Origin of the sequence: Sporocytophaga myxococcoides (genome assembly GCF_000775915.1) — a bacterium.
GTDB classification, from domain to species: Bacteria; Bacteroidota; Bacteroidia; order Cytophagales; family Cytophagaceae; genus Sporocytophaga; species Sporocytophaga myxococcoides_A.
Genome location: NZ_BBLT01000004.1, coordinates 485,900 through 499,599, shown reverse-complemented (window position 1 = coordinate 499,599; position 13,700 = coordinate 485,900). Strand labels below are relative to the sequence as shown.

Below are 13,700 nucleotides of genomic sequence, written 5' to 3'. Positions count from 1 at the left end.
TTTAGGTACAACCAGTAAACTCAAGTAAAACATTTTAAAAAATTAAGACTATGAGACTAATTTTTAGCCTTATAATGGCTTTGCTATGCCTAAACTTTTCAGCAAGAGCACAACAGGTAACTCAGACAATAAGAGGAACCGTGAAAGATAAGCACCTTCAAACCCCGTTGCCAGGGGTAAATATAGTAATCACAAGTACAGATCCTCCAATGGGAACTGCAACTGATGAAAATGGTAAATTCAGATTTGATAATGTTCCTCTTGGAAGACATGAAATAAAGATAATGTATGCCGGATATAAAGAAGGTATCTCTGCAAATATCCTTGTTACATCGGGAAAAGAGGTTATCCTGAATATGGACATGGAAGAAGAAATTGAGAATGTAAAAGAAGTTGTTGTAGTCGGACAGAAAGATAAATCGCAAGCCAACAACCAGCTTGCAGTAGTTAGTGCAACGAACCTTCGTACAGAAGAAATTAACAGATTTGCCGGATCCAGGCAGGATCCCAGCAGAATGGCATCTAACTATGCCGGAGTTGCCGGTGGAGGAGATCAAAGGAATGACATCATTGTAAGAGGAAATTCTCCAATTGGAGTATTGTGGAGACTTGAGGGAGTTGATATTCCCAATCCAAACCACTTTACTTTTACAGGTAACAGCGGTGGTGCATTCAGTGTATTGAACAACAACCTGCTTGCAAATTCTGATTTCCTTACCGGTGCCTTTCCTGCAGAATATGGTAATAAAACTGCGGCTGTATTTGATGTGAAGCTGAGGAATGGAAATAATGAAAAGAGAGAACATACATTTCAGGTTGGACTGAATGGACTGGAGTTCGCTACAGAAGGTCCTATATCAAAGAAATCAGGAAGTTCATATTTGGCAAGCTACAGATTACTCTCTTTTGAGGCATTGAATAAAATCGGGGTAGGCTTTGGCGTAAACGGTGTACCACAGTTCCAGGATTTTGCCTTAAAAATTAATGTACCTACAAATAAAACCGGAACCTTCACATTGTGGGGGATTGGGGGGAAGAGCAAAATTTATATCAAAGATCCTGAAATGGAGATCGATCCTACAGATCCCTATAAGTTTACTACAGATAATTTTTCATCAGACATGTATGCTGCTGGTATTTCCAATTCACATAATATAACTCCTAAAACAACTGGTAAGGTAATAATTAGTGCCTCAGGAAGTCGAATCAAAGTGATAAGTTCAAAAATATACGATGTCAAACCTGAGTTTTTTGAATTTGATATGTCAAATTTAGAAGGACAGTACATTGCAAACTATACCATTACCCACAAGCTTAGCAGAAGAAATCTTGTAAAAGGAGGAATCATTTACAGAAGTATTTTCTACAACAACAACTCAAAGTATTTCGATGATTCTGACAGTTTATTTAAACAAGGATTACAGCAAAAGGGTAGTACAGAATTATTTCAGTCATTTGCACATTGGCAATTCAGAGTTACTGAAAAACTAACCTTAAATTCAGGATTGTACTATCAGCGCCTGACACTCAATGGCAGCCAGTCTTTGGAACCAAGATTATCTGCGACCTATATGGTTACAGAAAGGGACAGAATAAGCTTTGCAACAGGTCTTCATAGTCAGGCTCAGAACCTGTTTATTTATCAGTACAGATTCTATGATGAGAAAACAGGAAACTATAATCAGCCAAACAAGAATGTCGGATTAACCAAAAGTCTTCACTTGGTCGGAGGTTACCAAAGAGCTCTTAGTAAAAATCTGAAATTCAAAACAGAAGCTTATTACCAGCATATGTATAACGTGCCTGTCAGCATTTCCCATGAGAATGGTGCCGGAGTATATTCGATTTTAAATACCGGAGCGGAATATGGGTTCTATGTTCTTGACAGTACTGTAAACACAGGAAAAGGAAGAAACTACGGACTAGAGCTGACTTTGGAAAGGTACTTTAATAAAGATTTCTATTTCCTGACCAACTTGTCTATTTTAAAATCTGAATATCAGGGATCAGATGGAGTTTGGAGAAACTCGGCATTTAACATTGGGTATGTTGTAAATGCACTTGCCGGAAAGGAGTTCCATCTTGATGCAAATAATAAAAAGCTGATATCAGTTGATTTCAAAGTAACCGCCTCAGGAGGAAGAAGAATTATACCTGTAGATGTTCAAGCATCTCTACAAAAGGGTGAAGCAGTTTACGACTATAGCAGAGCATATGAAACTCAGTTAAAAGATTATTTTAGAACAGATTTGAAGATTTCATACCGACTTAACAAGGCAAAATCAAATCATAATTTCTTTATAGCTGCCGATAATCTGCTTAATACTCAAAACGTACTCACACAAGACTGGGATAATAAGGCGAAAGAAGTGAAAACTTATTATCAGCTTGGTTTATTCCCATATATGGGGTACAAGGTGCAGTTTTAAGTTATAAGTCTAAAGTTATAAGTCTAAAGTTATAAGTCTAAAGTAAAAAGTAAAAAGTAAAATTAAGGTTTAAAAGCCTGAAGACATGTCAGTATATTGAATTGTCTGCAGGCTTTTACGCATAAAGGAACTTATACTTTAAGTTTTTGCTTAAAATCATTAATATAGTATAATGAAATAAGGCGAAACTATCATGGATATGGCTACTTAAAAGTGCTATCCTTTAAATTTCTACTTTAAACTTTTAACTTTCAACTTATAACTTAATATGAATCTCAGGCAACAGATAAGGCAGGGGGAAAATGAAGTGCTTGATTTTAAACAAACCATTGGCAGTGTTCAAAAGATTGCCAAAACAATTGTAGCATTTGCTAATACAAAGGGAGGCAGGATAATGGTAGGGGTGAGGGATAATGGCAGTATCGCCGGCGCGAAGGCGGAGGAGGAACGGCACATGCTCGAAGGAGCGGCTTCTTTTTTTTGTAAACCGGAGATAAAAATAAATTTTACCGAAGAGGTCATTGATGGTAAAAGTATATTGATTGCAGAAGTTCCGGAGAGTGATGACAAACCTCATTATTCAAAAGGTGAAGATGGAAAATGGTGGGCTTATATCCGTGTCAAGGATCAGTGCCTGCTTGCTAGTAAGGTTATGCTGGATGTAATGAAAAGTGATACCAAAGGTTTTGACGCTCAGATTACAATTGGAAAAGCGGAGAAGATTATTTTGGAATATCTGGAACATAATGACAGAATAACTTTAAAGGCTTTTTGTAAAATAGCCAATATATCAAGGTGGAGAGCTAGCAGGATTCTGGTTAATCTTGTCCGGATGAAACTCATTAAAGTCCTTTCTCATGAAAAGGAAGATTATTATTCTTTATAAGGAACGAAGGTGAAAGTACTTTAGAGCAAAAATAAAAAAGAGGTTCGTTTAAACCTCTTTTTTGTTGGGGAATTATACAGCCACTTCTGGTTGAAAGAAGTTAAGAATTTATTTATATAATTTCATTTAGATTACTAGTCAATTGAAGGGCTTGCGCTTCGACAATAGGTCTTTTTAAATTGTTTAAAGCATTTTCAAGGGCAACTACTGTACTAATGGCGTCTTCTGAAGCCGAGAATATTATAAGCGGCCCGTTTTCATTCAATACTATTTTCAATTTTATTCCCGGGGTTTTCTCGTTGATTGATTTTACAAATGCTCCGGTTTGGGTTCTGTCTTTTAAATAAAACCCGATTCTGTTTCCGAATCCATTTCTCATATTAATAAATGCTGGTAAATAACTCTCAGAATTTGGCAAACCTGCATAAACGACTTTGGCAATATGGTCATTAGAGTTGAGATATTTAGCAATCTGTAATGCGTTCTCAGACCTTTGGGAAGCTTTTGAATAGATAGTTTCCAGTTTATGTATAAGACTTAAAGGATCATTGGGGATTTCGTATTTATTGTAATTTGATGCTGATTTTCTGAGAAGATCTATTAAGGTCACTTTTGAAGAAGCGCTTATGTTTTCAAGTCTGATCAAGCCATTGTCTAAAGTAAGGTAAGATATTTCTTCAGGGGAGGTTTTTATATTGAATTTTGACCAATCAGTATTTCCTTCAATAATAACTGCCTGAGGAGTGTTTGATGCGTTGTCGAAATATTCACCTGTACTTTCAATAACTATCGAAGCACCTTTGCTTAATGGTTTTATAAAATAACCAGCAACACCATGACTATTATCCACCACAACAGGTACGTTCTTTTCCTTCGCCACTGCAATGATTCTGGCAAAATCAGGAATGCTCAGATCATTTTCACCTATTGTTTCAAGAAATATGATCCCTGTTTTATTATCAATTAAACTTTTAAATGCCGGAAGACTATATTTTGATACTGTTTTAACCGCAATTCCCATAACCTGTAGCTTGGATTTTTCTTTTCCCTGGAAGGTAGATGGATTAACAGTTACTATATTTTGTCCTGCAGTTAGTAATGTTTTAAATAAAAGGAATTTGGCAGCATGAAGAGATTTCACCACTAAAGCATTTGTTCCACCTTCTAATGCTGCTATGCGTTGTTCAAAGAAAGTTACTTTGGGATTAGTGGTAGAATAATCCTGACCATATTCTTCAGCTTTTTCTGAAGGATTTAAATATTCCTCAAACAAATCAGAATTGTTTTCAGATAAAATGTATGGGTTGTTAAATGAGTTTTTCATGGCTATATCAGGATTAAATGATTACTTGATTTTATACTCTATTAAATCTATAGACTAAATTAGGTTATGGTGAAGTAAAATCCAAATCATTGAAGGAAAAAATTTTACTCCCAAATGCGGCTTTTGATTTAAGTATTTGAAATTCAGTTGTTTATTTAAAATGTGAAATTGGAAAAATGTTTGAAAAAAAGTTGAATACTGCAAAGTATACCATCAATAAAGCTTACTTTTAACATTTGAAGAAAACAAAACCGATAGTTTTACATTGAAATTACTGAATGAAAATATATACTTTAAACAGGGTTCAGATATTACCGGTTAAAATAGAGCGAGCCTGGGATTTCTTTACTTCTCCTCATAATCTTTCAAAAATTACTCCTACCTCATTGGATTTTAAGGTCTTGTCAAAAAACGATGGTCCTATACATCCCGGGATGATCATTCGTTATACAGTAACTCCGATATTAGGAATTCCTCTGAACTGGGTCACTGAAATAACCCATGTTGAGTATCAGCATTTATTTGTTGATGAACAACGGTTTGGCCCTTATGCTTTCTGGCATCATTTGCATAAGTTTAAAGAAGTGGAGGAAGGGGTTGAAATGGAGGATCTGGTACATTATGCTCTTCCGTTTGGTCTGCTAGGCGCTATCGCTCATGAACTCCTTGTAAAAAATAAATTGAATGACATATTTGATTTCAGAACTAAGGTGCTCAGAGAAATTTTCGGAGCTCCTTAATCAATAAATTCATTTTAAAGTCCGAATATTGACAGGCCAAACAATGTATAAGGCACTTTCTTATAATCAAATGAATCTGAAAAAAGCTCATTCCTTAGCGATTCTCCTAATATTCATGACTTTTGCAATATCTTCAAAAGGTCAGGAAAGCTTCAATAAAATTTCCGTTAGCAGTGGTTTAGTTGGGAGTACTTTAAAAGACAGAGTAATTTCTTCTTATGTCTACAAAAAGAAAAGTATTCCAGTAACAGGAGAATATTCTTATAAGGGATATAATTCTTTCCTTGGTGCTAGGTTATACTTTTTAAGCAGTAAACTTAAAACGGATGAGAATAAAGGTTTCTCTTATTCGGGCGATCTTGGGACTTTTATTCCTGATCAGGTTAAAGGCCTTACGCAAAGTCAGGTTAAATTTATGATGTTCCAGACCAGGGTATATTATCTTGGAAGAATACATTTTGATGACCGTTTCAGTCTCGGACTTGGTGGCTTTGCACAATTTGATGTCATCAACAAAAAATTTCTGGTTTTGGATTATGAAAATAAACTTAAAGACCGTTTCCTTTCTGTTGGTCCTCAGATTATGCCTGTTTATATTTCTGGTCAACACGAGTTTCAATATGCTCTTTCGGCATCAATTTTCAATACCGCTTCAAGAAAGTTAACTCCTGAAGAGGGCGAGGCTACTAAAGTTTCCGGGGCATCTTTATTCAAAAACTATTTTGGCCTTGAAAGCAGACTCACTTATAGTTATAGTATCTCCCAAAACATCGGATTCGACATTAACTATATCTTTTACTATTATCAATACAAGGAACCAAGAAAGGAGCAAATGGTCATTCAAAGCCTGACCTTAGGGCTTGCTATAATGTTCTAATATCCAAGTTATAAAAGCTAAAAAACTTATTCAGTGAAACTCATTCAAATAAAATATATTTATTCATTTCTGTTGTTGATTATATTTTTTTCGGCCTGTGAAAAAGCTTTGATAGAACCCAATAAAAGTTCCTCGGCAGAAAAAAACTTTGAAATCTTTTGGAACGATATCAATAATACATATCCCTTTTTCAGTTACGATAAGGTCGATTGGCAGTCTGTATACAATTCAAACAGACCCTTAGTAAATGCCTCAACAACAGACGATGAACTTTTTGAGATTTTTAAAAATATGCTGCGTCCTTTGCTTGATGGACATATTTCATTAAAAAAGCCTAACGGAGTAACCTGGGCAAATGAGAGGCATTATGAATATTCCTCTAATTTTAGTTCAAGTCTGGTGAGGGGCAGATATCTTAATAATAAGGTAAATTTTGTAACAGCTCCTGATTATTCAGATAAAAACAAAACAGATACTATCATAAGATACGGCTTTATAAACAACAATATTCTCTACTTTCATGTGGGCACATTTCTTACTAATCTTCCGGTCAGAGATACACTGAGAAATATAGTGAATAGAAATCCCCAACTGATTGGAGTGATTATGGATATGCGGAACAATGGGGGAGGTGTCCTTTCTTCTGCTCAAAAACTTGCCTCTTATTTTACAGGTACAACACAATTATATGGCTATCTCAAAAATAAAACAGGACCTCTCGATAATAATTTTTCAGATGCCTATGGACTCTATACTCAGGGAGATGGCCGTGGATCATTTGGCACTAAGCCAGTAGCCATTCTAACTAATCGTTATGACTTTAGTGCAACAGAGCACTTTGTAATGGCAACCAAAGATTTGCCTAATGTTACCTCTATAGGTGATACTACTGGTGGAGCCTTCAGCCCTATCATTCAAAGAAGTTTACCAAATGGAATTCAGTATACTGTTGTTTCCAGCATCACTACAGATAAGCATAATAATGTTTTTGAGAAAACCGGGTTGGCTCCGGAAATTTATAAAACACTTACTACTACAGATTTCCTTGCAGGAAAAGATCCGTTAATAGATGCAGCCATTAAGAATATAACAAAGTAAGCACTAATAAGCATCAGGCTTTGTTTTTAATGAAAGAATTATGAATTATTCGTTATGAACAGGGAAGATTTGAAAGAAGGGGTTTACGCAGGTTTGATTGCAGGTTTGTTTTTCCTTGTAATTCAAATGCTGTTAATGGCATTGTATCTGAAAACCAGTCCTTGGGTGCCACCAAGAATGATTTCTGCAATGATACTTGGAAAAGGAATTCTAAGTAATCGGGAATTTAATTTAGGAATAGTTTTGTTGGCCGGAATTATTCACTTTAGCGTCTCAATTCTCTATTCCCTTATTTTGGTTTTTCTTATTCGATTCCAGTCCCTGGTTACAGGAACTCTAATAGGTGTAGTTTTCGGACTCGTACTGTATTTTATACATTTCTACGGATTTGCCATGATTTTTCCCTGGTTTGCAGAAGGAAGAAATGTTGTAAATGCCTTTGCCCACATGGTTTTTGGAGGTGTTTCAGGATTTGTCTTTAAAGAACTTCAAATCAGTTACCATTCCAAAATGGAATCCTGAAATTTATCAAAGTGAGGTTATTGCCTATGAATAGTCTCACTTTGATTATTATCAATACAAGGAAGAAAAATCGAAAATCTACTTCCCTTATTTGGCTCACTTTTAACATCAATAGTACCCCCGACTTTATCAACAGAAGACTTTACTATATATAATCCTAGCCCTGATCCGGTAGATTTATCATGTCCTCTGTAAAACATTGTAAAAATTTTGTCTCTGATATCTTCACCTATACCAATACCATTATCTTCAATATCAATTCTTATACCATCAGCTTCATTACTCATGCTTATTGATATTCGAGGGGATTCCACAGACTGCTTGAAATCGATACTGTTTTCTATAAGATTATGGAGAATACTGGTTAATATGAATGGATCATAAAAAAAATCCTTAAAAGGAAGATTCTTATGAAATTCAATGTTAGATAGACCGGATTTATTTGTAAGACCATCAATGATTTCATTTACAAGATCTTCAGCAATAATGTGTTCTGGTTCCAATACTTTTTGTTTGATTTTTGCAAGATCAAGCAGGTTGGTTAAAGTATCGTTAAGTCGCTCTGTACGGTTCCTTATAAGTTTAATAAACTGCAATGTCTGATCTTCTTTGATTTCCATTTCGGCAACCATTGTCAGACCTATTATAGAAGCAAGAGGCCCTCTAAGGTCATGAGAAGCTTTATAGATATAAGCTTCAAGTTCTGCATTGGTTTTCTTTAGTTCGGATTCACTTTTTTTCAAAGCTTCTTCAAAATCTTTACGCTCTGTAATGTCTATCATCACGCCTTCCAATGAGCCGGAAAACCCACCGTTGTTAACTAGTCTTCCTTGTTCCCAAACCCACTTGATTTTGCCTTCTTTAGTAATAATCCTGTATTCCACAAGGTAATTGCCATCAGAATCTGTAGCACTTTGAACTTCTTCCCAGAGTCGTGCTCGATCGGCCGGATGTATAAGTTTCTGATATGAAAGTACATTGTTATAAAGAAGCTCATTTACTTCATATCCTGTGAGTTGTTTTACTCCATCACTAATGAATTCCATAGTCCAGTTTGGGTCGTTTTTGCATTTAAAAACAACACCTGGAATATTTGACATAATGCTTGAGAGCCGGTTTTGATTTTCAAGAAGCTGGTTTCTGACTTTTTCAAGTCCTGTAGTTTCTCTGGATATCATCAGCACACTGCATACTTCACCGGTGCTTGAAAATTCAGGTGTCAGTCTTATAGAAAATGAAATGATCCCCTGACGAGATTTGTAATCATTCTCAAACTCTAATGGGGTTTTTTCTTTTATTGAAGTACGCGCCTGCTTTTCGAAAATTTCATACTCCTGAGGATCCATCCCAAGTTCAAGGTAAGTTTTTCCAATAAAGGAAGATGGTTGGGATGAACTGATTTTTCCTATTGTTCTGTTGATATAAGTAATCTTCAAATCAAGATCGAGTCTTGCTATTATATCCGGAGAATTTTCAAGAAGTGTTTTTAGTTCCAGCTCATTTCTTAATCTGATGTTATCATTTTTGATTCTTTCAGTAATATCGATGCTAAGACCTACTATGGCCATAACTTCCTGGTTCTGTTTAACCGGTGTGATGATAGTGTAAAAGTGCTTTTCTTCCTGATTGATGAAAACGTTTTGTTCTCTCGTCACCGTTTCTCCTTTGCGTAATTTTTCAAAATCTGTTTTCCATTTTGTCGGAAACTCAGGAGATATGGTAAGATCTTTAAAATATTTTCCTTTCAGGTCACCAAAGTTTTGAATGGAGTGATTATTCTGTAAGATAAATTTCCCTTCAGCATCCAGAAGCCAATAGTCATACGGTGTGCTGTCAAAGGCAGTTTTTATAGTTTGTTCAAGCAGATCAAGTTGTTTTTTTACAGAATTACTCTCTGTAACCTCATTAATAATTACAAGCCCCCCTTCTACCTCTTCGCCACTTTTGATAGGAAAATATTTCGCGTCATAAGAAATATTCTGACCTAGTTCGCCCGAGATAAATATTCCGTTTTGAGAGATGGAATTTTTACCTTTAAGGGTCTCGAAAAACTTCTTTCCTGTTTCCTCCGGAAAAAGATGAGGAAGTACATCAAAAATAAATTTCCCTAAGCATTCTTCAGCCTTTTTGCCCGTCTTTTCCTCCATGGTTTTATTCCAGACCGTTAATTTTAATCCTGTATCAAAAGCTAATATTCCTTCGGAACTGCTTTTTATCAGAATCTGAAACATTTCTTGATTAAGATTCAGATTTTTTTCTTCGATCATATCAGGAAAACAATATGAATTTTTTAAATGATTAGGGCTATTAAAGGCTGAAAATAAAATATTTATTTAATTTCTTTTTACTTAGTTTTTATTATTTTGGTTTAACCTTGATAACAAGGCAGGACAGATAAGTGTTAGTTACTTAGAAAAGAATTGTCTTATGATGAATAAAAAAGTTATTTCCCTATTTCTTAATCCGTTTTTCTTCTTTTATTTATTATTAAACAATGTCAATGCCCAGACTTTTACAACAGAAAGCGGACATGCGGAATTTAAGGCAAAAGCTTCATTGAACAGTTATACAGGAAATTCAAACCAGCTCAAAGGAACAATTAATCTCAAGCAAAAAACTGTTTATTTCTCTGTCCCTTTTGAAAGTATAGATACAGGAATAAAAAAGCGAAATAAGCATATGAAGGAGTTGATTGAAACAGATAAATATCCCAATGCTGAATTTGAAGGAAAGATAATCTCAGATCTTAATGCAGAAAAAGATGGAAGTCAGAAAGTAACAGTCAAAGGCAATTTTAAAATGCATGGAGTATCAAGAGAAATAACAGTAGAAGGTTCTCTACGAAGAAATGGTGATAAACTGACAGCTGAAGCTGAGTGGAAGGTACTTATCACTGATTATAAAATTACTCCTCCGAAAATATTTGGAAATAAAGTACAAGATGAGCATACCATAATTATTAAAACTGATTTGGAAAAAAAAGATTAGCCTGTTATCAAAAGCGGATCGTATCAAATTTTCTGTCAATTTTATTTTTAATAAAAGCATTTTTTTTATGACATCTTTGTCAATGCTTATTTATATTATTGCACTATGATTGAGAAATGGAAAACACTGGCTTCTGAAATAGTATTTAACCATAAATGGTATAAACTGCGAAAGGATCTAGTTCAACTCCCTGATGGAAAAATTGTAGATGATTATTTTGTTAGTGTAAGACCAGAGGTAGTAATTATTTTTGCCCTTACTAAAAATAAAAAAGTTGTCCTTGTTAAGCAATATAAGCATGGGTCTGGTGAAATATTAATTGAGTTACCCGGAGGAATCTATGACCCTGAAACTGAAAGCCCGGAAGAAGCGGCTTTAAGGGAACTTAATGAAGAAACCGGATACTCTGGTAAAGTAGTAAAGATCGCAGAACTGATAGACAATCCAACGAAAGACACAAACAAGATTCATTTATATGGAGTAAAAAATGCTAATAAATCAGGAGATCAGCATCTTGATGAAACTGAGGCAATAGAAGTTCTTTTGGTATCGATTGAAGAGCTTAAAACAATGCTTTTTCAGGGAGAAATCAAAGTTTCAGGTTCTGTGGCAGGTGCAATGCTTGCTCTACATAAATTAAATATTGATTAAAAATTTTTAGATTGGCGCTTTTAACATTTTTTCTATTTGAAGGTTAAAACTTCTGCATACTTTATCTGAATAAAATAAAGCTAAAAAATCTGCAAGGTGGAACACTCTGATGTTTCATTCTGAAATCACACAGTGCATTGGTTGAGCCGGTGAAGTACGCCGCTCGTTTGGTCTAAATAAACATTTTAACATATAATATTATATGAAAATCGTAATGTTTTATCAATCCCTCATATCTGACTGGAATAACGGGAATGCGCATTTTTTAAGAGGAATAATTTCGGAGTTGAAATCCAGAGGGCATGATGTTAAATTATATGAACAGGATGGAAATACCTGTATACAGAATCTGGTATTAGAGCATGGGCAGAAAGCAGTTAAAGAGTTTTATTCTTTTTATCCTGACTTAAGTACCAACTTTTATAATCCCTTAAAATTAAACCTGGATAGTATTTTAAAGGAAGCTGATCTTGTAATAGCCCATGAGGCAAACGATCCTGAAATGATAGCAAGAATAGGTGAAGTAAAAAGTAAACATAAATTCAAACTTTTATTCCATGTTACCAATCACAGGGTTGTAACCGACAAGGAAGCCATAGAAAAATATAATCTAAGTAATGTAGATGGAGTGCTGGCACTTGGTGATGTTATAAAAAATATTTTTCTCATAGAGGGTTGGGCCAAAAGAGCCTGGGCATGGCATGAAGCAGCTGATACCCGGATGTTTTATCCGAGAAGTAAATCTTACGAAGGAGATCTTGTCTGGATCGGAAATTATGATGAAGAAAGAAGTGTTGAACTACAAGAGTTTTTGATCAATCCAGTAAAAGAACTGCAGCTAAAAGCTAAAGTTTATGGAGTAAGATTTCCGGAAAGTGTTATCAAAGCTTTTAAAGATGCAGGCATAGAATATGGAGGATGGCTGCCGAATTTTAAAGTGCCTGATGTATTTGCCAAATTTAGGGTTACAGTTCACATACCGCGCAGACCTTATGTACAGCTATTACCTGGTATTCCTACGATTAGACCTTTTGAGGCACTCGCTTGTGGTATTCCTTTGATTAGTGCACCATGGAGTGATTGTGAAAACCTGTTTTCACCAGGGAAGGATTACCTGGTAGCCAGAACAGGAAAACAAATGGTGTTACATCTTGCAGCTGTGTTGAACACAAGTATTAATGAAGCGCTTTCTATTTCAGGGTTGAGAGCGATTAATAAAAAGCACACTTGTTTTCACAGGGTAAACGAACTTGAAAAAATTTGCGAGGAGATAGGAATTGATAGATCCAGATTTTCATCTAGCAGACAAGAGATATATGTTGCTAAATAAATTGTTCTTGTTTTAATTGTTTAATTGTGAGAGAGCCTTTGTAAAGAAGGCTTTCTTTTTTTTAAGATCTTTATACCCAATATATTTTGTAATAGAATTGAAGTATAAGGGATGATAAAACTTTTTCTTTGAAAGCTTTAAACAATCAAGGATCATGACTGGTTAGTTGTTTGAAAAGAGAAAACTCCAAACAAAACATGAAAAAAATAATGATTTTTGCAGGTTGCCTAAGTATAATATTATATACTACGGCATGTAATTCAGGTAATGAAAAACAAACTGCCGAAGTGAAGCAGGCTGCCATTGAACCTAAAAAAGTGGTGGAAGTGACCGTAATGGACTCTAAAGAGTTTGTTGAGAAAGCTGCTAAAGGCGGAATGGCTGAAGTGGAAATGGGCAAACTAGCAGTTAAAAATGCCAAAGATAAGGAAGTTAAAAACTTCGCTCAGATGATGGTAGATGATCATACCAAGGCCAATAATGAGCTGAAGAAGATAGCTACCAAACAAAATATTACAGTGCCAACCTCTGTTGGAGAAGAGAATACCATGATGCTAAATGATCTGAAAAAGAAGACAGGTGCAGAGTTTGATAAAGCATATATCAAGCATATGGTAGATGGACATAAAAAAATGCTGGATCTTTTTGAGAAGGCATCTACAGAACTTAAAGATACTGAGCTGAAGAACTATGCTGCTACTAATGTTAAAACGATTCAGATGCATTATGATAAAGCTACTGCTTTAGAATCAAAGCTTAATGCGACAAGCAGCTCCAAAATGAACAAGATGGATGATAAAATGAACTCAGGTTCAATGAAGAGTCATTAACAAGTTTAGATTTACTTTTCTTAAA

Annotated in this window: 12 protein-coding genes; 10 read left to right on the top strand and 2 right to left on the bottom strand. The window is 35.1% G+C overall.

Annotated features, from left to right (window positions below):
* The first annotated feature begins 50 nt into the window (after nt 1-50).
* Both MYP_RS12285 and MYP_RS12280 read left to right on the top strand, forming a co-directional pair.
* Nucleotides 51-2,429: a TonB-dependent receptor gene (locus MYP_RS12285; protein WP_045463616.1), complete on the top strand. Its 2,379-nt coding sequence runs from the start codon at nt 51-53 to the stop codon at nt 2,427-2,429.
* Nucleotides 2,430-2,697: 268 nt separating this feature from the next.
* A complete protein-coding gene (locus MYP_RS12280) occupies nt 2,698-3,315 on the top strand; it encodes an RNA-binding domain-containing protein (RefSeq protein WP_045463613.1) in 618 nt (205 codons plus the stop codon).
* A 112-nt stretch (nt 3,316-3,427) separates the two neighbouring features.
* Here MYP_RS12280 and MYP_RS12275 read toward each other — a convergent pair whose 3' ends face one another.
* Nucleotides 3,428-4,639, bottom strand: a complete 1,212-nt coding sequence (locus MYP_RS12275; protein WP_045463610.1) for a PLP-dependent transferase — start codon at nt 4,637-4,639, stop codon at nt 3,428-3,430.
* A gap of 278 nt (nt 4,640-4,917) precedes the next feature.
* On the opposite strand from MYP_RS12275, the gene MYP_RS12270 reads away from it, so the two are divergent.
* The 4 genes from MYP_RS12270 to MYP_RS12255 all read left to right on the top strand — a co-directional run bounded on the left by MYP_RS12270 (nt 4,918) and on the right by MYP_RS12255 (nt 7,876).
* On the top strand, nt 4,918-5,379 hold the full coding sequence (locus MYP_RS12270) for an SRPBCC family protein (RefSeq protein ID WP_045463607.1): 462 nt from the start codon (nt 4,918-4,920) through the stop codon (nt 5,377-5,379).
* Nucleotides 5,380-5,449: 70 nt separating this feature from the next.
* A complete protein-coding gene (locus tag MYP_RS12265; RefSeq protein ID WP_156140534.1) occupies nt 5,450-6,256 on the top strand; it encodes a hypothetical protein in 807 nt (268 codons plus the stop codon).
* A 33-nt stretch (nt 6,257-6,289) separates the two neighbouring features.
* Complete coding sequence (locus MYP_RS12260; protein WP_081990501.1) at nt 6,290-7,354, top strand: S41 family peptidase; 1,065 nt, start codon at nt 6,290-6,292, stop codon at nt 7,352-7,354.
* Nucleotides 7,355-7,408: 54 nt separating this feature from the next.
* Nucleotides 7,409-7,876, top strand: coding sequence for a hypothetical protein (locus MYP_RS12255; RefSeq protein WP_045463599.1), 468 nt, complete (start codon nt 7,409-7,411; stop codon nt 7,874-7,876).
* A 17-nt stretch (nt 7,877-7,893) separates the two neighbouring features.
* Here the strand turns inward: MYP_RS12255 and MYP_RS12250 are convergent, their stop codons facing one another.
* Nucleotides 7,894-10,143: a PAS domain-containing sensor histidine kinase gene (locus MYP_RS12250; RefSeq protein ID WP_045463596.1), complete on the bottom strand. Its 2,250-nt coding sequence runs from the start codon at nt 10,141-10,143 to the stop codon at nt 7,894-7,896.
* Between the two features lie 160 nt (nt 10,144-10,303).
* Here MYP_RS12250 and MYP_RS12245 point away from each other — a divergent pair, with 160 nt between their 5' ends.
* The 4 genes from MYP_RS12245 (at nt 10,304) to MYP_RS12230 (ending at nt 13,675) form a co-directional block, all read left to right on the top strand.
* Nucleotides 10,304-10,864 (top strand): YceI family protein, encoded by a 561-nt coding sequence (locus MYP_RS12245; RefSeq protein WP_081990500.1) that lies wholly within the window; start codon nt 10,304-10,306, stop codon nt 10,862-10,864.
* Between the two features lie 105 nt (nt 10,865-10,969).
* A complete protein-coding gene (locus tag MYP_RS12240; protein WP_045463591.1) occupies nt 10,970-11,515 on the top strand; it encodes an NUDIX hydrolase in 546 nt (181 codons plus the stop codon).
* Nucleotides 11,516-11,717: 202 nt separating this feature from the next.
* Nucleotides 11,718-12,845, top strand: coding sequence for a CgeB family protein (locus tag MYP_RS12235; RefSeq protein WP_045463588.1), 1,128 nt, complete (start codon nt 11,718-11,720; stop codon nt 12,843-12,845).
* 197 nt (nt 12,846-13,042) lie between these two features.
* Nucleotides 13,043-13,675 (top strand): DUF4142 domain-containing protein, encoded by a 633-nt coding sequence (locus MYP_RS12230; RefSeq protein WP_156140532.1) that lies wholly within the window; start codon nt 13,043-13,045, stop codon nt 13,673-13,675.
* Nucleotides 13,676-13,700: the final 25 nt, after the last annotated feature.